Here is a 25,701-nt window from a genome sequence, read left to right as displayed (position 1 = left end):
ATTAAAGTGCCAAGAAAAGATATTATCCTAAATTTACCTGGCTATACAATAGTCAAGGTGACAGGAAACAATCCTGTTTATATTGAAGTAAGATATACTCGAGTTGTGCGTTGTATTTACTGCAATGGCAAGCGATTAAGGAAGAAAGATAGCTTTAATCGAAAGATACGTCATGAGTCTATCGGATTACGTTATAGCTATTTACTTATTAAATCGCATAAGTTTCAGTGCTATGGGTGTAAGCGCTATTTTAATCAGCGTTTTCCGGGGATAGGTAAATACCAGCGAGCTACAGAAAGCTTGCGTAAAGAGGTGTTTCACCATCATACAGAGGGTGTTAGTCAAAAAGATTTAAGCCGTCATTTCCATACAGGCAAATCAACGATAGAACGTTGGTATCATTATGGTTATGAACGGCAAGAGAAACGGATTACATCACCCTTATGTCCTCGTGTATTGGGTATTGATGAACACTCGTTTACAAAGAAGCAGGGCTATGTAACTACCTTATGTGATTTAGGTAAGCATAAGGTTTTTGATATTGTTAAAGGCCGCTCAGGGCGAGATTTAGAGGCTTATTTTAAAACATTGGAAGGCAAAGAGCGTGTACGTGTCGTGTGTATCGATTTAAGTAGCAGCTATCGGGCTTTGGTGAAACGCCACTTTCCTAAGGCCAAGATTGTGGCTGATCGCTTTCATGTCATCCGATTAATTAACCAACTGAGCATGCAAACCTTTCATCAAATTGATCCCACAATGAAGTATCAAAGAGGCACACTCATGGCTTTGAAGACAAAGCCAGAGAATCTAACGTCATTACGTTTAAGCAAACGCGACCAATACCTGAAACAACAACCCGCGATTGCTGCGATTTATGATTTTAAACAACAGTTGCATGAACTATTAACTAAGAAGCATTGTACAGCAAAAGAGTGTAAACGCTTATTACCGCAATTCTTGGAAATGGTTAAAGAACTAAAGCAAAGCGCTTTTCAATCGCTTAGAACTTTAGGAAATACACTATTTAAATGGAGAGAGGAAGTCGTTAGAATGCTTCGTTTTACTAAGAATAATGGAATAACTGAAGGGTTTCATCGAAAGATGAAATTGATTCAACGCAGGGCTTATGGGTTTAGAAATTTTGAAAATTATAGATTAAGAGTTAGAGTGCTTTGTGGATGAGTAAAGTGCCCCCGGATTTGGGGAAGACCCGAGTTAGAGTGCTTTGTGGATGAGTAAAGTGCCCCCGGATTTGGGGAAGACCCGAAATTTTGAAAATTATAGATTAAGAGTTAGAGTGCTTTGTGGATGAGTAAAGTGCCCCCGGATTTGGGGAAGACCCAGAATAATGGAATAACTGAAGGGTTTCATCGAAAGATGAAATTGATTCAACGCAGGGCTTATGGGTTTAGAAATTTTGAAAATTATAGATTAAGAGTTAGAGTGCTTTGTGGATGAGTAAAGTGCCCCCGGATTTGGGGAAGACCCATTCTAATGGTGGCCAGAGGCAGAATCGAACTGCCGACACGAGGATTTTCAGTCCTCTGCTCTACCGACTGAGCTATCTGGCCGAAGAGGTTGCTATTAAACTCCGAGAATGAATTTGAGTCAAGTAGAGTTTGCTGTTTTTTTTCAAAAAAATCTGTGGGATAAACTCTCTGATTAACTACTTGGCTTAACGATTTAATTTTAGGCTAAAAATTAATCCAAACTGAGTTATTTAAAATCAGTTATTTTCTGTTAGTTGTTGATAAGCAATCGCTATTTCGGTTCCTAAAATAGCGTTATTTTTAATTAACTCAATGTTGGCTTGGATACTTTGCCCAGCTGTTAAGTCGGCAATGCGTTGTAGTAAAAACGGAGTAATGGCTTTGCCTTCAATGTGATTGGCTTCACCCAGTGCTTGTTTGATAACAGGCAGAATTTTTTCGTCAGGAATTTCTACTTCCTTGGGGATAGGGTTAGCGATAACAATGCCATTATTAAGTTTTAATTGGTGTTGGTAATATATTAAGCTAGCGATCTCTTTTGCAGTATCCAGGCGATGCAACAGCGGAATTCCGCTTGAATGGCTATAAAATGCAGGAAATTCATCAGTGCGATAACCAATTACAGGTACACCATGAGTCTCCAGCACTTCTAATGTTTTTGGTAGATCCAGAATAGATTTGGCGCCTGAACAGACGACTGTGATTGGTGTGGCTGCTAACTCGATTAAGTCTGCAGAAATATCAAAATTTTCCTCTACGCGCTGATGGACACCCCCAATACCGCCGGTCACAAAAAGAGGGAGATTGGCTAGATGAGAGCAAAACATGGTAGCAGCCACGGTGGTGCTTGCTGTTTTTTTAGTGCTTAAGACAAAAGCAATATCGCGCCGGGACGCTTTAATGACTTCATCACTGGAAGCCAAATGCTCCATGAGCTCCTGATTAATACCCACATGGATTTTTCCCTGATGAAGGGCAATGGTTGCGGGCACTGCGCCATTCTTACGGATTATCTGCTCGACCATGTGAGCGGTAACCAAATTCTCAGGATAAGACATACCATGAGAAATGATGGTTGATTCCAGAACCACAATAGGTTGCTTATTATGTATGGCAGTTTTAACTTCTTCATTTAGCACGAGCAGCTCATGAAACATAATCAATTCCTTTATTTTTCTGGGACAAAACCTGCGGGTTTTTCTGAACCTTCACCAAAAAAATATTTTTTCATTTCAGCAGTAAGAAACTCGCGAGCTTTCGGATCAATTAAGCTCAAGCGATATTCATTAATTAGCATGGTTTGATGGGCAAGCCACATTTGCCAGGCTTGTTTTGATATATGGTTAAAAATTTTTTCACCTAAAGGGCCTGGAAAAGGAGGAGCCTCCAAACCCTCTGTTTCTTGATGTAATTTTTCACAGTAAATCAGTCTTGTCATCGTTTACCCTAACTTCAAACTATAAATGCTGATTATGCGGCAATAGCCAATGATCAGCAATGATAATCTTGTTGAGTTAATCCGCTCGACATTTGGACTGGGCAAGCATAATATGCTGGGAAAGTAATTGTTCTTGCTCAGTACTTAATTCTTCAAATTGTACTGCAGTACGGTATTGATTTTCATTATGGAACTGGCTGTAGACTACGACAGCATCAAGAACAATAGGTAGCATTTTAGGTTTGGTATAGATGACTATTTTCATGTGCGTCTTTTCTTTAATGCGTTCTTTAGTCTTAAATGACATCCCACCGAGACTGATGTTCACCTTGCGTAAATGAATTTTATCTCCGATCAAAAGATTCCGTGCCAGGTGATCAATTTTTGCATTTAACAGGTTGAGATAGTGTGCCAGAGCAGGTTCGCGTAAGGCGAGTGATTGTGTAAGCTCAGACAATTCATAATCAAGGCTTTGAAAATACTGCGTTGTCTCAAGGTATCTTTTGCCGCTTTGACCCAATAAATCCTCTGTAAGCGCTTTATCAGAACAAAACTCTTCAGTTTGAATTAATTTATAATCAAAATAAATTTGATCCTCAATGCGGAAATGCTGACGTCGTTCGTGTACTGGCATGATCACTCCATAAATTCCATTTTATAAGAAGTTTAGTGCTTAGACATCAAGCCTTTGTTGCTTTTAATGCTTACTGATCCCTTCGCTAACAGCTTCTTATTCATAATATAGACAGAAATTTTATGAATGGGGGAAAAAAAACCTGAAATTGTGGCTTTTTAGGGCCTTTTCAGCTTTTTAAGAAAAAACGACAACACGTGTGACCTGACCGTTAGTGCTTTGCAGCAGATTGTTTCCAAATTGCACATTGTTCGCTGACTACCTTAAGAAGAAAGCCGCGTTCTTTAAAAAGTTGCCTTAACAATGCTGAATCATTTCTCTTCTCAGTCACATCACTGACCAAACGTGCAATATAAGGTTCATTATTAAGACTCACTGTATAGGGCTCAATAATTTTAAGGGTGGTGAGAATATCTTCTACCAGGGTAATCTCTTTAAAAGAGTAAGGATTAACAAATAGGCCTTCAAGACCATATCGACTTGCTTGAAAGCGATTATGAGTATAGAGATAGTATAAATCTTTACTTATGTTCAATGGCCTTTCTTGAAGTAGATAAAGTGCTAGCGCCTGGATATAGGCTGTCAAATCGGCTGCTTTGTTAATTGTTAAAGGAGTATCACAAACCCTAATCTCAACAGTACCGAATTCAGGTTTTGGACGAATATCCCAATAAAAATCCTTCATACTTACAATAATACCCAGTTTGCGCATCTTGTAGTAATATTCGGAAAATTCTGTCCAGTTTAGTAGGTAAGGGATATGGCCACTTTGCGGAAATGAACTAAATACATTAGAGCGCGATGAAGCATAGCCAGTATCAGCACCTTGGTAAAATGGAGAGGAAGCAGCAATAGCAATGAAATGAGGCGTGTAACGGGCCAACGCATGAGTAAGATAAAGCGCATTCTCGGCGCTATCACACCCGACGTGAATATGTTGGCCAAATACAGTAGAGCGTTTCGATAAATATCTGAATTTAGTGGCAATTTTCTTATAACGTGGTGTCGGAAATATTTTTTGTCTACTCCATTTTAGATAAGGATGTGTACCTCCGCCGCAAATCGCAATATTTAATTGCTCCGCCTGTTGCAGCAAGAAAGTCTTAAGACGAAAAAGTTCCTCTAAAAGGTCGGTAATTGAATGATGGATGGAAGAATTAATTTCAATCATACTTTGAGTAATTTCAGGTTTAATAATTTCTTTATAGGCACTTTCTCCAATATTACGAATAAGATCTTTAGAACGCGCAATCAAATAAAATGATTGAGGATCAATGAGCTGTAGTTCAAGCTCAACACCAATGGAGCCAATTTTTGATGTGGCAAATGATAATTTCTTCATCCCATCTCCTGATGTGGTAAGAATCAGGACTCTTCCTGGTACTAATAGTTAGTATAACTGATTGTTTGTGAAGTCGCCGAATGGCTAAATCCATGTGCTGACCAACCAGAATAAGGTTAAGTGCGCCGGGTAATAAATATAAAAAAAATAAGGGATGCGCGGAATGTTTAATTGTAGTTGGGTAGCCAGAATAATAAGTGGCAAGCTAACCAACGCCCAGTGATTTTCATTGAGACTGTCCAGTAAAAAATAAGAAAAAAAGCAAGCGATTACTGCTAAAATGGATGGATTGCGACAAAAAAACCAGCAACTTAGGCAAAAGAGTAAACCTTGCCAACTATATTCAACAAAGGCACCTCCAAAAAGAAATATAAAAATGGCAAGAAAAATCGTAAATGGATTCCTTTTCTCCAACAACAAAAATAAAACTGCGGCTAGAAAAAGCATGAAAAGAATGTTTAAAGGCCATAGATGTTGTAAATGTCGCATAGCCATATAGGCTGGTGTTGCTAATACGCCAAAAAAAATAAGGCGCTTAAATACGCGAGTATAAAGACCACGAGCAAAGGCTTCAGGACGTGCCAAATTATAGGCAAAAATAAATGCAAATAAGGGCATGGCTAATCTGCCGGCGCAGTAGGCTGGATAGCTACTGGCATTCAAGAAAAATCGATTAAAATGATCGATAGTCATTGATACCATTGCCAACCATTTTAATGCTTCAAGGGTGCCGCTACTAATATTAATGGGATAAAGACGATTGAATTTTTCGAATTTTGCAGCACTGTTCAACCCGGATCCCTCTGGTTTTTATAGAAAAGAAATTTTAACAGTAGGTTGAATAATAATAAAAGAACTAACTTTCATAATTTAAATGTTGCTGTTTTTCCCGTGGTTATTTATTTTGCATTTTGATTGCTGAAGGAGATTAGTTCAGAACTAAAAGAGCAGACTTCTATCCACAGATTCTGTGGATAACTGTGTGCATTAGCTGATAATGAATGAAGAGATTTGCTATAACGGCTATCATGCAGCAGCAAATTTCACTACAATAGAGCTATTTAGCAAAATAGATCACTTATGTTCAAGCCACTGGCATTATTTATCGGGTTACGCTATACGCGTGCCAAGAAAAGAAATCATTTTGTCTCTTTTATATCGTTAAGTTCCATGCTTGGGATTGGCTTGGGCGTCATGGTATTAATTACTGTACTGTCGGTAATGAACGGTTTTGATGAAGAAATTCATAAGCGCTTTTTTGGCATGGCGCCAGAAATTACTGTAAGTGGTAAAAATGGTAGAATCAGTGATTGGCAAGCTCTTGAAAAAGATCTGAAGGCGGCACCTGGCATAAAGGCAATTGCTCCTTATGTTGGGGGACAAGGTTTGCTAACGCATGAAGGGCAAGTATTACCTATTGTTTTAACGGGTGTTGACCCCGCACAGGAACAAACGGTCACTCAACTTAATGATAAAATGCTTGCAGGGGATCTATCTGACCTTAAAAATTTTGGCCTCATCCTCGGAAGGGGGCTTGCTGATAGTTTAGGTCTAATGCTGGGAGATAAAGTAACGATTATGATTCCGCAAGCTACCGTTACGCCAGCCGGTATGATTCCTCGTTTCAAGCGCTTCACTGTAGTAGGGGTGTTTTCTGCAGGGGCAGGATTTAATTTTGATACCAAACTTGCCTTTATTAATCTGGGCGATGCACAGAAATTAGTCCAATTAGGTAAAGATGTGACTGGTCTCAAAATGAAAATAGCCAATATCTACAATGCACCTGCTCTGTCTGACCAACTCGCTGCAAAATTAGGTGAAGCCTATGAGGTTGGAAACTGGACGCAACAATTTGGAGCATTTTTCCAGGCTGTCAAAATGGAAAAGACCATGATGTTTCTTATTTTGTTGTTAATTATTGCGGTGGCCGCCTTTAATCTGGTTTCCTCACTGGTGATGGTAGTTAATGACAAACAGGCTGAAATTGCAATTTTACGAACAATTGGTGCAACACCTGCTAAAATCCTTTGGATATTTATCGTGCAGGGTATGATGGTAGGTGTGATTGGTACCTTGTTGGGTCTTATCGGTGGTTTAATTCTTGCTTCTAATGCCACTACTATCGTTAATAAATTACAAGCGCTATTTAATACGCAGATTTTATCATCCAATATTTATTTCGTAGATTACCTACCGTCGAAAATCTTGCTAAGTGATTTGTGGTTAGTGTGTGCAATGGCCTTATTAATGAGCTTCCTGGCGACCATTTACCCGGCATGGCGAGCCTCAAAGACCGTTATTGCGGAGGCCTTACATTATGAGTAATCCGATTTTAAAGTGTGAAAATTTAAGCAAATCTTATCATGACGGAACCAATTCGGTTGAAGTATTGAGGGGGATTAATTTTGTTATTCAACCAGGGGAACGCGTAGCAATAGTGGGTCCTTCTGGCTCTGGGAAGAGCACGCTTTTGCATTTATTAGGTGGATTAGATAAAGCAACAGGAGGAGAGGTATTAATTGACAATGTGAATTGGCAAAGTCTTTCAGAAAAACAGCGCTGTCAATTACGTAACCGTCAGTTAGGTTTTGTTTACCAATTTCATCATTTATTACCTGAATTTACAGCATTGGAGAATGTCTCTATGCCCCTTTTATTGGGCAATCAATCCATTGCCCAAGCACAAGCTAGCGCTGAAAATATCCTGCAACAAGTCGGCCTTGCTCAACGTCTAAATCATAAACCGTCACAGTTGTCTGGCGGAGAAAGACAACGTGTCGCAATTGCGCGAGCCTTGGTGCATCAACCTCAGTGTGTGTTAGCGGATGAGCCAACAGGAAATTTAGATCATGCTACCGCATTAAAAATATTTGAACTCATGTTGGGTTTAAATGAAAATTTAAATACAGCCCTTGTCATTGTGACTCATGATGTACAATTGGCAAGAAAAATGGATAAAATTTTAACTATTCAAGATGGTTTGTTATCCAGCTAAATCCTAATTTTGCGAAATTTAAATTTGTCTACTATGCTTAAAATCCGACCTGCTATCTATCGGGTGGGTAAAATTCATTTATTTTAGGAGATAAATTATGAATAGGGACATTTTCGAGGGCAAATGGGAAGAAACCAAAGGTAAAATGAAACAATTTTGGGGTTGGTTAACTGATGATGATTTAAGAGAATTAGAAGGTAATCAAGAAGAAATATATGGCAAACTTCAGAAACATTACGGTTATTCACGTGAAGAAGCTGAACGTGCTGTAAGGGATTTTCAACGTCAATATTGGCACTAAGAATTAAAAGATTCTGATCTTTGGATCAGAATCTTTTGCGGCTTAGGAAGGTGACTGGTTATTTTTATATTTTTCTATTGCTTCTTGCGATTTTTCAATGTCTTCTTCTGTTTTTGTTTTAACATGTCCCCAAAAGCTGCCGGTTTTTTCCGCATTTTTGGCATGGTAAATAGCAGGTACGATAAACAGGCAACTTAAGACTTTTAAAAATCGGTAAAATTTTTCTTTAATGCCACGATGATGTTCAATACCTTGACCTTTAGCTTCGTCATATGCATTTTTGTAAGCGTTTTCCTCCTCTTCTCCCAGACTCTTTTTTTCAAATATTGTCTGAGTAATATTTAGAAGTTTTTTGCCAAGTTTTATAGCAGCTTCACCGGCTTTTTCGTCTACTTCTTTAATTCGATGCCCATCAAGTTCTATTTCATAAATAGAAGCTAATACCCTATATTGTTCCTCTGAAACAGGTTGGGCTGGGTGATCAGGGTCTGTATATTTTCCTGTAAAAGCTGTTAATACTCCAATAGCATTTATTTGTTGGTTATCGAGGGTATTAATTAAATTTTGCAAATTATCAAGTTTTAATTGAGAAACGCTAATATGTAAAAGTGCCTCATCAATTAAACAAATAAGTTCATTACCAATCTCATCAGCACTTGCTTCCTCATTATTTTTAGCTTTTGCTTTAGCATTTGCTTGCTCGTCGGCTAATTCCATTAACTGCTCGCTTGCTTTAATTAAAGCTTTTCGATTGGATGAGGGGCTAGTCAAATAAGCAAGGAATGAGTGACGAAAGTTAATAACTGCAGGTTCCATAATCAAATGCCCCTCAATAAGTGGTAATATGAGTATAATAAATGTACATTAAGAGATTATTAAATATAAAATGGCTAAATAATTTAACAACACTTGAGGATTGCTTTCTTTTAAAGAAAAAAGGCGGTACTCTGAAGCAACAAAAACACTATGGTTATAGACTTGATAGTGCAATAAAGAGGTTAAATATGACTGTTAAAAAAAGTGAGATAACTATTAGAAGAGTCATTAACAAAAGAATAAGCAGTGTCAAACTGGCAGAAAAAAGAATCCAATTAAGTACAGTTGGAGAAGGGAAGGGTATTGTTGCTTTTGGCTTTTTTAGAGACCGAGGCAATGGTAATTTAAATGAAAGCAAAAGAGCATTATCAGACGCAGGGGTAATTTCCCCTGCTATCAATTAATATTCGGCATGTCCAGGCGTGCGTGGAAAGGGTATTACATCACGCACGTTGTTAACACCAGTTACATAACTGATTAATCGCTCAAAACCTAAGCCAAAGCCAGCGTGTGGAACGGAACCATAGCGACGTAAATCTCGGTACCACTGATAATAATTACGATCCAGATCACATTCTTCAATGCGTTTATCCAAAATTTCCAGCCGCTCTTCGCGCTGACTTCCGCCGATGATTTCACCAATTCCAGGAGCTAGCACATCCATTGCAGCCACCGTGCGTCCATCATCATTCAGCCGCATATAAAATCCTTTAATATCTTTGGGATAATCAGTCAGAATAACTGGTTTTTTACAGAGTTCTTCTGCGAGATAACGCTCATGCTCGGATTGTAAATCAAGTCCCCAGCTCACGGGATATTCAAAATTACGATCCGCTTTCTCGAGTGCTGCAATAGCATCGGTGTAAGACATCACCTCAAAACTGGTTTCGATAATATGTTCCAGACGTTCAATACAACCTGGCGCTACAAACTGATTAAAGAAATTCATATCATCAGCACGTTCTTCAAGTACAGTTTGGCAGAGAAAACGTAACATATCCTGGCTTAGTTGGCAGATATCCTGGAGATTTGCAAAAGCAATTTCAGGCTCTATCATCCAGAATTCTGCCAAATGTCTGCTGGTGTTAGAATTTTCAGCTCTGAAAGTAGGACCAAAGGTATAGACTTTGGACATTGCCAAACAATAGGCTTCCACATTTAGCTGACCGGAAACAGTCAAAAACGCTTCTCGGCCAAAGAAATCTTTAGAAAAGTCAATTTGTCCTTGTGGTGTTTTAGGTAAATTTAAAAGCTCAAGCGTGCTTACCCGAAACATTTCGCCGGCGCCTTCACAGTCACTCGAAGTGATAATAGGCGTATGAACCCAGAAAAAACCACGCTCGTCGAAAAAGCGATGAATTGCCTGTGCCAAGCAATGACGAATGCGAGCCACTGCACTGATCGTATTTGTACGAGGTCGCAAATGAGCTACTTCCCGTAAAAATTCAAGGGTATGTCGTTTGGCTTGAATAGGATAAGTATCAGGATTTTCAACCCAACCTACCACCTCAAGCGCTTCAGCTTGAATTTCAAAGGCTTGACCTTTACCTTGAGAAATAACCAGTTTTCCCTGAGCAATGACAGAACAGCCTGAAGTTAATCTCGTCACTTCGCTGCTATAGTTTTCCAATTTATCGGTGGCTACAATTTGGATAGGTGCAAAACAAGAGCCATCATGCAAGCTAATAAATGATAAACCAGCTTTCGAATCTCTTCTGGTTTTAACCCAGCCTCTTACAATGACTGATTCATCGACACTGATTTCACCTTCCAAACATTGTTTTATTGTATAAACCTCGGTCATATGTACTCCGGAAAACGAATATTTTTAGCGCTCACAAAGCCCTTTCAATCTAAAATGAATGCGGGCAAATAAAATGCGATGATAACACTAAATAATCCTAGTTCAATATAAGCCTGTAATGCCTTACTGGCGTATTATTTAACTCCCCTCTTTTTTATAGGCTAGAACTGCAAAAATATCTGCCGGGGTTTTAAAGGTGTTTACGAATCTTCCTGCAGCTTATGGGACTTCTAGCAGCTTTGCTCTTTTCGGGATAACGGAATTTTAGTGTCATTATCCTGAACGGAATGTGCTTGGTAATAAAACTAAAATGAATGGTTTATTCATGGGATAATGAGGTCATCCTTAGCGTAGCGGAGGAGCTCAACAGATGACGGCAAGGTTATTAAATGATAGGAACTGCCCTAATTGTTTAAGTAAATCAAATATTTAATAGACAGGTAGAGTAGTTTATACTTGCGAAACTTAACTAAACTATAACAAAATGCCATGCCTTTTAATAAACTAAATGAATGGTTTAATCAGGAGAAAGAACTGGGATTAGAAGTTAATACAGTTCTATCGACTATTTCACCCACTGGATTCCCGCATAGTCGTGTTGTGGCTATACGAGAAATTAAAAATGGTTCTTTAATTTTTTTTACGCAACGAAAAACCAGAAAAGTTGCTGATTTGCTTAGTAATCCCGCTGCGTCCATGAATTTTTTTTTGGTGATGCAGCAGCGACAAATTGTTTTGGAGGGTGCTGTAGAATTGCTTACACACGAAGAGAATGAGCAATATTGGAATAAGTTGCCAAGAGAAAGACAACTGCGTTTTTCCGCTTATGCGCCAACCTCTGGGCAGCCTATAATGAGTCTAAAGGTATTGGATGAAAGGAAAAGGGAACTTGCGTTGTGTTTTGCGAATAAACCTATACCCATGAGTGATGATTATTGTGGATTTCGCTTTACTCCTGAAAGCTTTCTTTTTTATACGGTAGGCTCAACTACTTTTTCTGAAGTTATAAGGTTTACGAAAAATAACGATGTTTGGGATGAGAAACTTATTTCTCCATAATTTTGATGATTGATGCCTGCAAATCTTTTATAAGGTCTTTTAAAGTAAGGAAACCTGCTACAGTATTAGATGAACAATATATTTAATAGCAATCTGGATTAGCATAGGAGAGTTAATGCGAATTATAATTGCACTATTGGGTGTATGGGTGGCACCGTGTCTTGCATTTGCTCAGGATACAGAACTTAAACTTTATCGTCCTTTTGGTGAAGTAGTTCAACAGGCACCTGTTGTTATTAAAGAAGAAGTGACTGGTCAATGTTTTCAACAATCTCAACGCATCAAACGAGAAGATGCGTGGCGTTGTATTGCTGCAGGTAAAGTCTATGATCCCTGTTTTATTAAGCCCTATGGCTCTCATACTGAGGCAGTTTGTCCCCCGTCTCCATGGGAGGGCAGGAGTGTCAAAATAAATTTGTCTTCTGCTGTTGATAACAGTCAACATACGCCATTGGATATGGCAGAGACTTATCCTTGGGGCATTGAATTAATAACAGGAGAAAAATGTCAGGCTGTTGATGGGGGTGGTATTTATGACAATTTACCTATACATTATCAATGTGACAGTGATACTGTCTTGTTAGGTCATCTCCAACGTTGTAAAACGGCGTGGAGTATCCTGCAACGTACGCCTAAGGGAATTTCAACTGTATTGGTTGCCAGGGCCTGGTTTTAAATATCGTATTAGGGATAGTAGTACTATACTATTAATATGAAGACAAGTTTTAAGGAGCAAACATGTTTTCAGCATATTTTCATTCTTATTTGTTCGCCCAAATCTTGGGATTTTATTTTCTTATCATGGCGATAATTCTTTTGGCGCGAGTTAATTTTTATAGACGATTTTTTGCATCAATAACCGCTGATTATGGAACAGTACTCGTTTCAGCATCCTTTGGACTGGTAATTGGTTTGCTCATCGTTGTAACTCATAATTTTTGGATTCTTGAGCCACATGTGTTAATTGTTACCATTATTGGCTGGTTAATTTTAATAAAATCGATTTTGTGGCTTTCTATTCCCGATACAATGGCTGCCTATTCAAAGCGAGTGTACCTGGGTGTAGGGTATTATATTGTCGTAGCCATTTTAGCAATTCTGGGGATTATACTGATATCAAAAGGTTTTTACCGTTTTTATCCAGAACTTTCAAGTTTTGACATTCCAGGAGTTTAAAAATTTCATGACGTAATCTCCATGACGCATCCATGTCATGGAGTGTTTTATGTAATTAAAATGCTTACGGCGCAGCCTCTTTAAAGGGAGCTAATGTAAGGCAATGAGCATTAATTTCATTAATCAGAGGATATGCCTCCATCGAAAAACCAAAACGATGGGCATTATATACTTGGGGAATAAGACAAATATCTGCCAAGGTAAGTTTATTTCCATAACAATATAAGTACTTATGGGGTAGGGATTGGAGTGTTTTTTCCAGTGTATCAAATCCCAACCTTAACCAATGGTAATACCAATCCATTACTTGTTCTTCGCTCGCTTGAAATTGATCTCTCAGACGCGTTAGAACCCTTAAATTATTTAAGGGGTGCATGTCACAGGCAATGGTTAAAGCCATACTTCTAACCTGAGCACGACCTAAGGGAGTGGGGGGTAATAGAGGAGGGGCAGGATTAATTTCATCCAAATATTCAATAATCGCTAAAGATTGAGAAAGAATATGGTCATTTTCATCGAGGGTAGGGACTAATCCTTGTGGATTAATTGCTAGATAGGTAGCGCCATGCTGCTCTCCATCATGGCCAACAAGATGCACAGGAATTTTTTCATAACTGATGCCTTTAATATTAAGCGCTAGACGCACGCGGTAGCAGGCAGTGGAACGATAATAGTCATAAAGTTTCATGTTACACCTCATAGGGAGTAACGGTCTGTTCAATAGCACCGAATATAGACTGTCCTTGAGGGGAAAGCATCTCTATGTGAATGGTATCTCCATAACTCATGTAGGGGGTTTTAGGTTTGCCATCGGCAAGAATTTCCAACATGCGTTTTTCTGCAATACAAGAAGATCCTTTACTTCGATCAAGGTTTGAAACGGTGCCTGACCCTATAATTGTTCCTGCTGCCAAAAATCTTGTCTTTGCAGCATGAGCAATTAATTCAGGAAAAGAGAATGTCATGTCTACACCCGCATTAGGTTGGCCAAACAGTTGACCATTTAGATGGCTTAGTAAGGGTAAATGCACACGTTGTCCGTCCCAGGATGAGGCCAATTCATCGGGTGTGACTGCAACCGGTGAAAAACTGCTTGCTGGTTTAGATTGAAAGAAACCAAACCCCTTGGCGAGCTCTGCAGGGATTAAATTACGAAAAGACACATCATTAACCAATAAAATTAGTTTAATATGCCTCATCGCCTGTTGACTGCTAATGGCCATGGGCACATCGTCAGTAATAACGGCTACTTCAGCTTCAAAGTCAACACCATAGGCTTCGTCAGCAACTAAAATGGGTTCTCTTGGTCCTAAAAAACTGTCAGAACCGCCTTGATACATTAAGGGATCAGTCCAAAAATCAGCTGGCATTTCAGCACCACGAGCCTTGCGAACCAACTCCACATGATTGACATAGGCGCTCCCATCAGCCCACTGATAAGCTCTTGGGAGAGGAGAAGTAAATTGAGCGACTTCGAAGGGAAAACTCGCTTTTATCTGTTCCTCATTAAGAGCCAAGTAAACCGCTTTTAATTTATCTTGAACATCTTGCCAATGATCGAGGGCATTTTGTAATGTTTTAGCAATTTGTGGCACTTTAACTGCTCTAGTCAATTGTTGATTGACTACACAAAGCTCACCATCTCGACAATTAGGGGATTTCATAGTCGCAAGTTTCATTGCTATTCCTTTAATAGATTGATTAATGAGTTTCCTGCAGCGTTCCCCGCTTAATCTGATCCCGTTCAATGGCTTCAAATAAAGCCTGGAAGTTTCCTTCGCCGAAACCTTGATTCCCTTTGCGCTGAATAATTTCAAAGAAAACGGGACCAAAAATATTTTCTGTAAAAATCTGCAGTAATAATCCAGCGCTAGGCTCCCGTTCTCCATCAATTAAAATACGTTCTTGTTGCAATTTTGCCAGAGGTTCTTTATGCCAGGGGATACGAGTATCAATCATTTCGTAATAAGTATCAGGAACGTCAAGAAATTTAACGCCATTTTTTCTTAAAGTATTGACTGTGTGATAAATATCTTCTGTGTTAAGAGCAATATGCTGGATACCCTCACCGTGATATTCATGCAAAAATTCTTCAATTTGTGAGACATCATCTTTGGATTCATTCAAAGGAATTTTGATTTTCCCGCACGGGCTTGATAAGGCTCTACTGATTAATCCTGTCATTTGACCTTTAATATTAAAAAATCTGATTTCATGGAAATTAAAAATAGTTTCATAAAATCTGGCCCATTTGTCCATGTTACCTCGATAGACATTGTGAGTCAGATGATCAATAAAGGTTAGGCCGCAATCTGTAGCATTTAAATTTGGTTGACGCTCCCAGTGACCAGCAAAAGGAAGACTATTCTCATCAACAAAATAAATAACACTGCCTCCTATTGCTTGAATAGCGAATAAACCATGATCAGCATGCTTGCAGTCCTGAAAGGCAACAGCACCATGAGCAAGTGCATGCTTGTAAGCTTGTTCGGCATTTTTAACGCGAAAACCCATGCCACAGGCACCTGCACCATGTGCTGCAGCATGTTGCTCAGCTTGACAGTCTTTTGCGGCATTCACAATAAACTGAATAGCCCCCTGTTGATAAAGAACGATATCTTGCTCTTTATGAGTTGCTACGTGTTGAAATCCCATGTTTTTAAACTGTTGGTGCAGAACAGATTTATCAGGGCCTGAAAATTCCAGAAAGGCAAAACCATCCAATCCGCAGGGATTACTATCAGAATGGCTTATAATGTGATTGTTCATTGGTGTACACTCCCTTATCGTTTTTAACTATCAAGACAATGACATCTATTCTTGTCATTCTGCCAAAAGAGAATGACTCGATTTCAATGATGTCATTGTTGCTAATCCTTGTTTGCATAGCTATTGGCATCAAGTACGAGGTCTGATAAGAAATAGTCCGTCGGCGATAGCTAGCAGGCTTACATCCACCCGATTATCTTGTTTTATCGTTTCATTTAAACGTTTTATTTCTCGAGTTTGTCCGCTCGTATCCTGTTCATTAATGACGTTGCCATCCCAAAAAATATTATCAATTGCGATGATCCCGCGAGGAGTAATCAATTGCAAGGCAAACTCGTAATAATTTACATAATTTGTTTTGTCGGCATCAATAAAAATAAAATCAAAACTATGGATGTGACCTTCCGCAAGTAAATCTTGTAAGGTGGTTAAAGCAGGGCCTAAACGTAACTGAATTTTCTTTTCCTGCTTAGCTTCACGCCAAAAAGGATGGGCCTTTGAAGTCCATTCTGTATTGATATCGCAGGTAATTAATTGTCCATCGTCAGGCAGCGCCAGAGCCATAGCCAAGGCACTATACCCTGTGAATGTGCCTAACTCCAATACTTTTTTTGCACCCGTTGCACGAATTAAAAATTGCATAAATTGAGCTTGCTCTGGTGCAACCTGCATGTTGCTGAGAGGCAATGTGGCAGTTTCTTCCCGCAACGCTTGCAGAACAGGATCTTCTCGTAGAGAAATATCCAGCATATAAGAATAGAGTTCTGGCGTTATATTTAAATGCTGTTTCATTCCATCACCACCTTTTTATATTAAGGTTATTTATCATTAGGCCAGTTTTTCTTGGGCCAGAATATCAGCAATCTCACTTGCAGGACGATTTTCTACTTGGGAACGAATAAAAATTTCTAACAGAGAAGTACCAATGCCATCGATTTGCTGGTTAACTTGTGCTTCTGGTGTATTAAAATATTTACTCGCGGCAAAAATTAAACCACCGGCATTAATAATGTAATCAGCTGCATAAAGAATGCCTTTTTCATGAAGCATTGGCCCATGATAAGTGTGAGCCAATTGATTGTTGGCAGCACCTGCAATAATCGTGGTTTGTAGTTGATTGATACTGATATCATTAATCACAGCACCCAAGGCACATGGAGCAAATACATCACAGGGCACCCGATGAATCATATCCGTTGAAACGGCTGTAGCCCCAAATTCTTCAACTGCGCGTTGAACCGCACGAGGATTAATATCGGCCACAGTTAATTTAGCACCTAACTCATGTAAATGAGTTGCTAGCAAATATCCCACGTGGCCCAAGCCTTGAATAGCAATATGAAGACCTTTTAATGTCTCTTTTCCGAGTTTAAATTCGACTGCTGTTTCAATACCTCTTAAAACTCCTTTTGCCGTAAAAGGAGAAGGATCACCATTATGCCGAGACAAACTGGCCACATAAGGAGTATGCTGGGCGATGATGTCCATGTCACTTAGTTGGGTGCCGCTATCTAGTGCCGTGATATATCTGCCACCCAAGTCATTCACAAAGCGGCCAAACGCATGAAGATATCCTTGGCGATCATAGGGTGTATTAGGCTTGATAATAACTGCTTTACCACCACCAAGAGGAAGATTAACGGAGGCTGCTTTATAGCTCATGCCTCTTGCCAGACGCATGGCATCATTAATAGCGCTTGCAGTATTAGGATATTCAATAAATCTGCATCCACCTAAAGCTGGTCCAAGTTTAGTACTGTGTATAGCAATAATTGCTTTCATTCCAGTTTCACAATCTACCTTAAAATGCAGATCGCCAAACCCATGCGAAAGGGCATAATCAAGAAAATCATCTTGAACTAGAATACTGGTTTCATTTTTTTTTATTAGATCAACAGACATCATCGGTAACGCTCCAAGAATTTCTCGTGCCCATGTTATAGACCCATTCAACAAGTAAATCAATGGCAGTAATCCCTTACTTTATAGTCTATATCCTTTTTGTTTATTATTTGTAAAAAGTGCTTTCAAAAAGACTATTTTTTTAAATCAATTTTTAGGATGAATTAAAGGTTGTCTGATTGCATCAGTTAAAAAATTGGAAGCCTGCCTCTCATGGTGTAAACTGACTACAAATGCTATCGGAGGTATTTGAATGAAAAAACTGGCAGCTTTGCTTCTCCTTGGACTCAGTAGTTCATTATCACTTGCCGTTGAGCCTAAGCCAATATTGGATAAGGTGATATTTCAAATTTCTGCAAGACAGTGGGTTACTACGCAAACAGCCTTACTAACGGTCAATGTCAATGCTACTTTAACCAATGCTGATCTGGTAAAAGCGCGTGCTGATATCATGACTACTCTCGCAAAGATAGCACCGGGTGATTGGCATTTGACTCAATTTGATCGTTCTCAGGACAGTTCAGGGTTAGAAAAGTTATTTGTGGCTGCTGAAGCCAGAGTACCCCAGGCCAGTTTAACTAATATTTATCAAAATGCGAAAAATGTCAGTAAACCAGGGGCAACCTATACTATTGATGGTGTGGAATTCAAGCCGAGCTTGGAGGAGGTTCAGCAGGTTAAAGTACAACTGCGGGAGCGGTTATATAAACTTGTTAATGATGAAATTGGTCGATTAAACCAGGTATATCCCACTCAAAATTATAGTTTAAATACATTAATAGTTACTGAAGGTGAGCCTGCACCTATACAACCACAAGCTTATCGTGCAAAAAATACAATGATGTTAGCCACTGAGGTTGCTGCTGCTCCAGCCCCCGCCTTGACAGTTAGTAATGAATTAACGATGAATGCTATTGTTGAAGTAGCTTCAAATCGGGAAGAGGGTAGCAATGCAACAGCCTCAAGCAATTGAAAAAATAATCGGTCATCGCGGCGCTTCAGCCTATGCGCCAGAAAATACTTTGGCTGCCTTTGATAAAGCATTGGCTCTCGGCTGTCGTTATCTTGAATTTGATGTCATGGTAAGTGCTGATGGTGAACCATTTGTGTTTCATGATGAAACACTAAAACGAACAACCAATGGACAAGGTGAAATTGGATTGGTGACTGCTGAGTATTTGCAATCATTGGATGCCGGTCGTTGGTTTTCGCGTCGCTATCGCGGCGAAAAAATTCCTCATTTTCGTGAGGCGTTAGAATGGTTAACCTTCTCCGATGTGCAAGCCAATATTGAAATTAAACCCTATCCAGGAACAACTGAGCAAACTACTGTGGCTGTCTTGTCTTATATTAATCGCTACTGGCCACAAAATAAACCACTGCCACTAATATCCAGTTTTGATCTGGCGGCATTGACTCTATGTCGAAGTCTTGCTCCAGAAATGCCCCTGGGTCTATTACTTGATCAATGGGATAAAAATTGGCTGCAAAAAGCAAAAGATTTGCTGTGCTATTCGATTCACTATAACAAGCGCGCTCTTACGGCAGCACGTGTGCGAGAAATTAAAGAGCAGGGCTATCTGGTACTCGTGTATACGGTGAACCGTAGACGACAGGCGAAAAAGCTTTTTGAATGGGGTGTGGATGCCGTTTTTAGTGATTACCCTGATCTATTGTCATGAAACTTTTCTTATTTTTTATTTCTTTCTTTCTAGCCATTAATCTTCAGGCTAAACCTGTCGAAATTGTTATGTGGCATTCCATGGCTGGTCATTTAGGTAACGAGGTTCGACAGTTGGTTGGGGGATTTAATAAAAGCCAAAATGAATACCTTGTAAAGCTCGTTTATAAAGGTGAGTACACGGAAGCAATGACAAGTTTTGCTGCGGCTTTTCGGGCCCAACAATCTCCTGCCATTGTGCAAATTTTTGAAGTTGGTACGACGACCATGCTTTTTCCCAAAGGCGTTATTAAGCCTGTGGATGAAATTATGAAAGAGCAAGGACTTAATTTACCTAAAGAGAGTTTTCTTCCTGCCGTACGGTCGTTTTATAGCGAGCATGATCAACTAATGGCAATGCCCTTTAATACCTCGGTGCCTGTCATTTTCTATAATGCTGATGCTTTAGCCAAGGCTGGTTATACGCAGGAAACTTTCCCTCGTACCTGGCAGGAAATGGAAATTTTAGCCGCAGATTTGCGAAAAACAGGGTTTACTTGTGTGTATACTACTGCATACCCTGCCTGGATACAAATTGAAGCATTCTCAGCAATTCATGGTTTGCCAATGACAAACTCCAAATTATCTGCGGCAACTTATAACAATGAAGCGATTGTCAGACATTTAACACGGTTAAAAGATTGGCAAATGAAGCGTTATTTCGAGTATGGAGGGCGTGCGAGTGATGCCACAATACTATTTACCAGTGGGCGTTGTCCATTATTTAGCCAATCTTCCGGGAGTTATAACAGTTTATCGGCCCTAGTAAATTTTAAATTAGGGGTAGCTGCACTACCGTTAGATACAGAAGCAAGCGCTACCCGTCATAATAATATTGCCGGTGGGGCTGCTTTGTGGGCTGTGGCTGGACAAACACCAACAACATATCGCGGAATAGCAAAATTTTTCGCTTACCTCGCACAACCTGCGATACAACAGCAATGGCATCATCATACGGGTTATTTACCTCTGGGACTTACAGGAATTTACGATTCACTTGTTAGAGAAAATAAACATCCTGTTGTAAATCTTGCACGCAGCGAATTGGCGCGCCAGCATGTCAGCACCAAATTATATGTAGGGCCACAAAATCTAATAAGAGCCATTAATGATGAGGCATTGGAAGCTATCTTCTCTGGTATGTTAATGCCTAAGGCAGCAATTGATCATGCTGTTAGTCGTGCTAACTACACATTAATGCGATTTAATCGTAATACAGCCGTCAACGATTTCTGAAAATCGCAGTGCTTTATGTAGCAGAAAATACTCATAGGATAAGGATATCTACCATCTGAACTGTGCTCAACATTGTTCAACAATTGCTCAAAAAATATTAATGTGTACTATACTGAACAGTGCTGTATAGAAACAAGACAATTGAATGATTACTTGAGACTGAAGTTAATATCTTTGTGATATTAGTAAGTAATTGTCTATGAGGAAATTTATGCTGGCGACAAATATAATTCACAAAATAGAAGAATTTTGGGATCTTCAACTCAACCAAGACAATTTAAGAAGTCTTACTGGTGGTGACACAAATAAAAGCTACTTTGCAGATACCTCGATAGGAAAATGTGTTATTAAAAATATTAATATTTTGCAATATATCAGAGATTATCAGACTAGTAGAGAAGAGTTATTCCAATCAATCAATTTTGTGGAAAATGTTGCAAAAATTCAAAATGGAAATGTAGTTTGTGCTGTAGAGGGAAAAAAAGGATTTTTCCTGGAAAATAAAGACAATATTTATCTTTTGTACCCTTATAAAAACGGTCAGGCTCTATCCAATAATGAAATTAAAGCAGGAATGATTTCACTTATTGCTGCCAAATTAGGTGACATACATCGTATACAAAAAAACTATGACAAAGTGCTCGCTCAACGTAAGGGAGAGCGTTACTATATGATTGCGGAGCAATTAATAAATAATAAAATATGGACTCTATTCCATAAAGTTTCTCAAATTACTCATTTATTTCCTCGATTAAAAGACATATCAATTTTTTTAGTCAGTCATCAAATTTTATTTCTTCAGGCTCTGCAAGAAGCCTCCTTAAATGCACTATGCCACAATGACTTAAAACCAAAAAATGTTTTATGGACAAAAGAAAATAACCATTTCTGGATTCTTGATTGGGAAACTGCTTCAGAATTTGATTATAGAATTGATTATCTGGATACCTTAATAGCCTGGTCAGTAGAATATTCAAACAATCATTTAACATTAAATCCTGAGAAAGCCTGTGCTTTCCAGGAAGCTTATCCTCTAAGGCGTGAGGAACTGGGATTAAATGTTTATTTGGTGCTCCTAAAATGGTATTTCTGGTTGTGTTTCTGTCTGAGGAAATGTTTACGACATCCTACGTTAGTTTTTACTCAATTATCACTAATTCAAGAAGCAATTGATTATATTGAATGCATCATTACTGAAAAAGAATTAACGATGTTGAAATAGCCTCTAAAAAGTTATTACGGGCAGAGATTGAACTACGCAATGCAGACTTTTTTACCTATTATCTTAGCTAAAATTTAAATATTTGCAGGCTTTAACTAAATTTTTCTCTGCACTAACACTTCTGTAGAGTGAATAATGAGGGTCTAGAGCTTGAATGAAACTCTTTTTTATATCATTTGGGGTATCCGAACTTTTTATGTGTTAAGCATAAAAACTGTTTTGTTTACTGTCTTATTTCTATTTTTTGAGCACAATTTTGCGATTGCTGAATTATCAATTTTGGGAATTTTAATTAATTTACCGATGGTGTTTTCAGCTTTCTTTATCACTCGTCTTATGGATAGGCAAGAAATAAAATCGCTTCTTGTTACTGTTCTTTTAATTCAAGTACTTACTCTTGCTATTCTTGCAGCATTAATCAATGGTTACCACGCCAATTTAATAGGAATTATTCTTAGCATTACGGTTTTATTTATCATGAGTTCGACTGAAGTCAGTCTGTTTGATAAATCTATTGTTTTATTACTGCCTGAAACAAAAAGAGGAACGGGTGTTAGTCTTGGATTAGCGACTACGGCCTTAGGCTATATTGTGTCTCCTCTGATTGCCAGTTTATTATTTAAAGTGATTGCCAGTGAGTGGATTATTGTTTCTGCAATACTGCTAATCTTGCTCTACCTGGTGCCATTAATGCGCTTAAATAAGAAATATATTCGTGCCGAAATTAATTTGGCCAATGCTGTCTTTCGCCTGAAAGAATTTAAAATTCATCCTCTGGCCATGCTGTTATTGCTGACTTTTTCACTAACAACAGTATGGACTAATTTTATTAGTTTTTTAATTATTCCTATTTTAAAATTTACTCATCCCCAATGGTTTGTGGGGATGGTTTTATCTTTAAGTGGTATAGGCGCTTTACTTGGAGGAATATCGGTAGGATGGATGTTTCAAAACAAGGCGAATCGTAAAAGCTTATCAATTTGCTTTAGCCTTACATTACTCAGTATGATGCTTTTTGTACTGTATGCAAGCTCTATTTCTCTATCCATAATTTTAGCGCTTTTAGGCGGTATTACTTCGGCGTGGTCTTATGGTATTTCTCAAATTATTAGCCAGAACTCCCTGGATCATAATAAAATTGCTGGATTCTATATGTTTAGAAATGCTTTTAGCTCCAGTCTGCTAATGGTTTTTTATGCCATTAATGCTTTTTTTGCTCGCAGTATTGATGCCATGGTTTATGCCCTAGTTATTTTTTTATTCATTTTTATTCTACTTTATAGTTTAGTTTTCCCATTTGGAAAGTCTGTAGTGAAAGTTGATAGGAGCTCAAAGGAATAGCTGCTTTGGGTCAGGTAGATGATCAAAGAGAACAACAATTACAACTTGCAAGGCTTTACTTCCTGGCATTCCTCTGTTCAATAACTGCTTGTTTGTTGGACAGAGGAATTATTGCTCAAGAAGAGGAGATCAATTATCAGGGTTGTGCAAGAAAGTCCCAGCTGTCTAATTCCTCAGGCGTTGGTAATACATAAGAATCGTTTAGTAACAACTCTAATAAAGAAGTCTGAGAATTCAACGCGTTATTTTTAGGGTTTGAAGGGCTCTGAGACTCTATAGGTGTCTGATTTAACTCTTTTTACCAAAAGGGGGAAACTAAAGAGCTGTTGTTTTTAGAGGCCTGGGATAGTGGTTTTGACTTAGGCTCAGAGGAAGCAATCTCCTGCTGCGTCACAGTTGTAGATGGTGGAGGAGAGAGAAAAATTATATTAGGTTTCATCGCGATGTCAGAGTAAGTCACCTGAGGTTGTAACACAGCGGGACTTTCTTGCTTTTGAGATAAAGGTAAGGTGGTTACTGCAGGCATCATGGGAGTAGGATTAGAGGATGGAGTTTGTTGTGAAGCATACAATTGTGCTATCCGCCATTGATAGATAAGTGTTCTTTTCGCGAGTAAAGCATGTTCACCGCGTTTCAGGGCCTCTTGATAGGTGTCATAAATTCGTTGCCTATAGCTTGTTTTATATTGTTTTTGTGTTGCGTCCAGTTGTTCATCAGGGATTAAATCATTAATCCATGTAAGTAATAACTCCACTACGCTTTTAAAATGCTCCCATTCCATTTTAATGGAATTAGCATCCTGCAAATTATCAGGATCATAAAAATGTATTATATTGTGTATAAACATTTCAAATACGGGCAGAACTTGTAGATTCCACTGTGCAGTAATGAAATCAAAAGAAGAATTAAACTGTTCTTTGTGCATAACTTATCTCTGAATAAAATCACCATTTTATATAATTAGAGGTCACTATGGAATATTATTTTGCAATTATTTGGTTTCGTATACCATAAAACTCTTTTCGTGCGAATATAGTTTGGCTATGATATTAAAAATGCCTGTCAGAGTAGACTATGAACAGTACAGAATATGCCAATACTATTCTTGTTTGTTCTCAAAAAATTTCTCGTCTTCCTCCTGGTGAAATTAAATACCATTTACTATTACTTATCAATGTTCTTCAAAATACACCTACCGCATTTACGGCAACATTTTTAAAAGAAGTCGAAGTATTCATTGAAAGTTTTAATTGCTTAATTTCGATGGAATTTTCAGCAACCCCAGAGTTACAGAAAGCTTTTGAAAAAGTTCTCAGTCATTATCAGCAATTAATCGTTCTCGCAAAAATAGAGACCTTCAATGCCAGACTCATTCGCGGTTTACTTCATCTAGGTGCAAGTATTTTGGCTTTACTATTGGGAGTGGTCGGTGGGTTAATGGGTGGGATTGCAGGTTTCGCTCGAGGAATGTGGCATTTTCACAACCCCTTTTCCTCTTTTGCCATAGGCTTGGTGACAGGCATGCTCTTGGGAGCCACTTTTGGCTTTAGAATACCTAAAAAATTGTTTAAAGATGTATTATTCAGGCAACTAAAATTTTGTTTAGACGGAATTCATGAATGTGTAAAAGAAGCGCAGCAAAATAAACTACTATCTTTTACCAGTTATAAGGAAAAGGTTAAGCAGAGGCTGCTGAATGATCATTTTAAGAATGAGAAGGTTGCATTAAACAATTTCTTGCAGAATCCAAATGTGTCTTATGAGATTAATACGTTACGCGCACGATTCATTAGCCCAAGTTTGGAGGGCTATTTAGGACAACACGCTTTTATAAAAATTAACATAAATGATCAGAGTCCGCCACGCACGATAGAATTTGCAACTGCACCATCTGATTTATTACGCCCAGTGACACAATGCGAGCGTCGGATTGTTTCCGGGGAAAAAATTGTTGAAATGCTTGCTCTTCATGAACAACTGCAAGTTACTCATGCTTGTACCGTTGATTATATCCTTTTAAAAATGAAACCTGGCGAAAATGATTGCCTGAGTTATGTGAATAAAATATTAATTGGCACCTCGCAACAACCTACTACGGTGAAGCGTTTTGATGGTAAGGAAAATTGGCTGGGCAAGTACATTATTGGTTTTTTCATTCAAAAACTGAGTCCTTTTGAGCAGGATATTTTTTCAGAAGAACAGTTAGAGGCAAAGGGAAATTTACATTCTGGGTAGAAGTAAATGATAGATAGTATTTGTGCCATCCAGTTGTTTACTTAAAAAGTGGAAACCTCTCGAGACATTTTAGGCTTAGTTTGCACACCATATCTACAAATCAGGATTCCTTACAAATTCACTGTTAGCTGTGCCACAAATACTATCCATAATCCAAATATAGTTCAAAAAAAGATCAATATCAACGCTAAATTCAACATAACGGACTTCTCTTAATACAG

Annotated in this window: 28 protein-coding genes, 1 tRNA gene and 1 pseudogene; 16 read left to right on the top strand and 14 right to left on the bottom strand. The window is 38.5% G+C overall.

The features are described from left to right. The first annotated feature begins 6 nt into the window (after positions 1-6). Positions 7-1,182, top strand: a complete 1,176-nt coding sequence (locus clem_RS09650) for an ISL3 family transposase (RefSeq protein WP_094090993.1) — start codon at positions 7-9, stop codon at positions 1,180-1,182. A gap of 156 nt (positions 1,183-1,338) precedes the next feature. After that, positions 1,339-1,458: pseudogene (locus clem_RS09645) on the top strand (transposase); the annotation flags it as partial. Positions 1,459-1,495: 37 nt separating this feature from the next. Here clem_RS09645 and clem_RS09640 read toward each other — a convergent pair. From clem_RS09640 to clem_RS09615, 6 genes are all read right to left on the bottom strand, one after another. Further along, positions 1,496-1,571, bottom strand: a tRNA-Phe gene (locus clem_RS09640). A 155-nt stretch (positions 1,572-1,726) separates the two neighbouring features. Continuing rightward, positions 1,727-2,647 (bottom strand): pseudouridine-5'-phosphate glycosidase, encoded by a 921-nt coding sequence (locus tag clem_RS09635; RefSeq protein ID WP_094091364.1) that lies wholly within the window; start codon positions 2,645-2,647, stop codon positions 1,727-1,729. An 11-nt stretch (positions 2,648-2,658) separates the two neighbouring features. Beyond that, positions 2,659-2,928 carry an oxidative damage protection protein gene (locus clem_RS09630; protein WP_094091363.1) on the bottom strand — a complete coding sequence of 90 codons (270 nt, stop codon included), beginning with the start codon at positions 2,926-2,928 and terminating at the stop codon, positions 2,659-2,661. Positions 2,929-3,004: 76 nt separating this feature from the next. Next, entirely contained in the window at positions 3,005-3,562 is a 558-nt protein-coding gene (locus tag clem_RS09625; protein WP_094091362.1) for a PilZ domain-containing protein, read from the bottom strand. Between the two features lie 211 nt (positions 3,563-3,773). Then, positions 3,774-4,904 carry a YbdK family carboxylate-amine ligase gene (locus tag clem_RS09620; RefSeq protein ID WP_094091361.1) on the bottom strand — a complete coding sequence of 377 codons (1,131 nt, stop codon included), beginning with the start codon at positions 4,902-4,904 and terminating at the stop codon, positions 3,774-3,776. Between the two features lie 84 nt (positions 4,905-4,988). Continuing rightward, positions 4,989-5,696 carry a TraX family protein gene (locus tag clem_RS09615; RefSeq protein WP_094091360.1) on the bottom strand — a complete coding sequence of 236 codons (708 nt, stop codon included), beginning with the start codon at positions 5,694-5,696 and terminating at the stop codon, positions 4,989-4,991. A 288-nt stretch (positions 5,697-5,984) separates the two neighbouring features. Here clem_RS09615 and clem_RS09610 point away from each other — a divergent pair, with 288 nt between their 5' ends. The 3 genes from clem_RS09610 (at position 5,985) to clem_RS09600 (ending at position 8,200) form a co-directional block, all read left to right on the top strand. Beyond that, the gene (locus clem_RS09610) at positions 5,985-7,229 is read left to right on the top strand and encodes a lipoprotein-releasing ABC transporter permease subunit (RefSeq protein ID WP_094091359.1); all 1,245 of its coding nucleotides are present in this window, start codon (positions 5,985-5,987) and stop codon (positions 7,227-7,229) included. After that, positions 7,222-7,899 carry a lipoprotein-releasing ABC transporter ATP-binding protein LolD gene (gene lolD / locus clem_RS09605; RefSeq protein ID WP_094091358.1) on the top strand — a complete coding sequence of 226 codons (678 nt, stop codon included), beginning with the start codon at positions 7,222-7,224 and terminating at the stop codon, positions 7,897-7,899. The genes clem_RS09610 and lolD overlap by 8 nt, the downstream gene beginning before the upstream one ends. 97 nt (positions 7,900-7,996) lie before the next feature. Beyond that, entirely contained in the window at positions 7,997-8,200 is a 204-nt protein-coding gene (locus clem_RS09600) for a CsbD family protein (protein WP_094091357.1), read from the top strand. 42 nt (positions 8,201-8,242) lie between these two features. On the opposite strand, the gene clem_RS09595 is transcribed toward clem_RS09600, so the two are convergent. After that, entirely contained in the window at positions 8,243-8,917 is a 675-nt protein-coding gene (locus clem_RS09595) for a hypothetical protein (protein WP_157698223.1), read from the bottom strand. A gap of 140 nt (positions 8,918-9,057) precedes the next feature. On the opposite strand from clem_RS09595, the gene clem_RS09590 reads away from it, so the two are divergent. Further along, the gene (locus clem_RS09590; protein WP_094091355.1) at positions 9,058-9,420 is read left to right on the top strand and encodes a hypothetical protein; all 363 of its coding nucleotides are present in this window, start codon (positions 9,058-9,060) and stop codon (positions 9,418-9,420) included. Here clem_RS09590 and asnS read toward each other — a convergent pair. Next, positions 9,417-10,820 carry an asparagine--tRNA ligase gene (gene asnS, locus clem_RS09585; RefSeq protein WP_094091354.1) on the bottom strand — a complete coding sequence of 468 codons (1,404 nt, stop codon included), beginning with the start codon at positions 10,818-10,820 and terminating at the stop codon, positions 9,417-9,419. The two genes, clem_RS09590 and asnS, sit on opposite strands and share 4 nt — an antisense overlap. Before the next feature lie 489 nt (positions 10,821-11,309). Here asnS and clem_RS09580 point away from each other — a divergent pair, with 489 nt between their 5' ends. From clem_RS09580 to clem_RS09570, 3 genes are all read left to right on the top strand, one after another. Next, positions 11,310-11,879 (top strand): pyridoxine/pyridoxamine 5'-phosphate oxidase, encoded by a 570-nt coding sequence (locus clem_RS09580; protein ID WP_094091353.1) that lies wholly within the window; start codon positions 11,310-11,312, stop codon positions 11,877-11,879. A 115-nt stretch (positions 11,880-11,994) separates the two neighbouring features. Then, positions 11,995-12,555, top strand: a complete 561-nt coding sequence (locus tag clem_RS09575) for a hypothetical protein (protein ID WP_094091352.1) — start codon at positions 11,995-11,997, stop codon at positions 12,553-12,555. Between the two features lie 62 nt (positions 12,556-12,617). Further along, complete coding sequence (locus tag clem_RS09570; protein ID WP_094091351.1) at positions 12,618-13,055, top strand: hypothetical protein; 438 nt, start codon at positions 12,618-12,620, stop codon at positions 13,053-13,055. A 64-nt stretch (positions 13,056-13,119) separates the two neighbouring features. Here clem_RS09570 and maiA read toward each other — a convergent pair whose 3' ends face one another. From maiA to clem_RS09545, 5 genes are all read right to left on the bottom strand, one after another. Then, on the bottom strand, positions 13,120-13,743 hold the full coding sequence (gene maiA / locus clem_RS09565; protein ID WP_094091350.1) for a maleylacetoacetate isomerase: 624 nt from the start codon (positions 13,741-13,743) through the stop codon (positions 13,120-13,122). A gap of 1 nt (position 13,744) precedes the next feature. After that, on the bottom strand, positions 13,745-14,734 hold the full coding sequence (locus tag clem_RS09560; protein ID WP_094091349.1) for a fumarylacetoacetate hydrolase family protein: 990 nt from the start codon (positions 14,732-14,734) through the stop codon (positions 13,745-13,747). Between the two features lie 22 nt (positions 14,735-14,756). Then, entirely contained in the window at positions 14,757-15,824 is a 1,068-nt protein-coding gene (gene hppD / locus clem_RS09555) for a 4-hydroxyphenylpyruvate dioxygenase (protein ID WP_094091348.1), read from the bottom strand. Between the two features lie 129 nt (positions 15,825-15,953). Then, entirely contained in the window at positions 15,954-16,616 is a 663-nt protein-coding gene (locus clem_RS09550; RefSeq protein WP_094091347.1) for a class I SAM-dependent methyltransferase, read from the bottom strand. A gap of 36 nt (positions 16,617-16,652) precedes the next feature. Beyond that, the gene (locus clem_RS09545; RefSeq protein ID WP_094091346.1) at positions 16,653-17,729 is read right to left on the bottom strand and encodes a Leu/Phe/Val dehydrogenase; all 1,077 of its coding nucleotides are present in this window, start codon (positions 17,727-17,729) and stop codon (positions 16,653-16,655) included. Positions 17,730-17,979: 250 nt separating this feature from the next. Between clem_RS09545 and clem_RS09540 the strand changes: the two genes are divergently transcribed. From clem_RS09540 to clem_RS09515, 6 genes are all read left to right on the top strand, one after another. Continuing rightward, positions 17,980-18,699, top strand: a complete 720-nt coding sequence (locus clem_RS09540; RefSeq protein WP_094091345.1) for a hypothetical protein — start codon at positions 17,980-17,982, stop codon at positions 18,697-18,699. Further along, positions 18,677-19,408: a glycerophosphodiester phosphodiesterase gene (ugpQ, locus tag clem_RS09535; RefSeq protein ID WP_094091344.1), complete on the top strand. Its 732-nt coding sequence runs from the start codon at positions 18,677-18,679 to the stop codon at positions 19,406-19,408. Before clem_RS09540 ends, ugpQ begins: the two co-directional genes overlap by 23 nt. Further along, on the top strand, positions 19,405-20,682 hold the full coding sequence (locus clem_RS09530; protein ID WP_094091343.1) for an extracellular solute-binding protein: 1,278 nt from the start codon (positions 19,405-19,407) through the stop codon (positions 20,680-20,682). Before ugpQ ends, clem_RS09530 begins: the two co-directional genes overlap by 4 nt. A 211-nt stretch (positions 20,683-20,893) precedes the next feature. Further along, positions 20,894-21,904 (top strand): phosphotransferase, encoded by a 1,011-nt coding sequence (locus clem_RS09525; RefSeq protein WP_232505448.1) that lies wholly within the window; start codon positions 20,894-20,896, stop codon positions 21,902-21,904. A 150-nt stretch (positions 21,905-22,054) separates the two neighbouring features. Beyond that, positions 22,055-23,245, top strand: a complete 1,191-nt coding sequence (locus clem_RS09520) for an MFS transporter (protein WP_094091341.1) — start codon at positions 22,055-22,057, stop codon at positions 23,243-23,245. 5 nt (positions 23,246-23,250) lie between these two features. Next, positions 23,251-23,439 (top strand): hypothetical protein, encoded by a 189-nt coding sequence (locus tag clem_RS09515; protein WP_094091340.1) that lies wholly within the window; start codon positions 23,251-23,253, stop codon positions 23,437-23,439. 104 nt (positions 23,440-23,543) lie between these two features. Here the strand turns inward: clem_RS09515 and clem_RS09510 are convergent, their stop codons facing one another. After that, complete coding sequence (locus clem_RS09510) at positions 23,544-24,170, bottom strand: hypothetical protein (RefSeq protein WP_094091339.1); 627 nt, start codon at positions 24,168-24,170, stop codon at positions 23,544-23,546. A 149-nt stretch (positions 24,171-24,319) separates the two neighbouring features. On the opposite strand from clem_RS09510, the gene clem_RS09505 reads away from it, so the two are divergent. Then, positions 24,320-25,480 (top strand): hypothetical protein, encoded by a 1,161-nt coding sequence (locus clem_RS09505; protein WP_094091338.1) that lies wholly within the window; start codon positions 24,320-24,322, stop codon positions 25,478-25,480. Positions 25,481-25,701 lie beyond the last annotated feature (221 nt).

It is taken from the genome of Legionella clemsonensis (genome assembly GCF_002240035.1).
Lineage (GTDB): Bacteria > Pseudomonadota > Gammaproteobacteria > Legionellales > Legionellaceae > Tatlockia > Tatlockia clemsonensis.
Note: the sequence above shows the minus strand (reverse complement) of the source record. Positions and strands in the feature narration are given on the sequence as shown.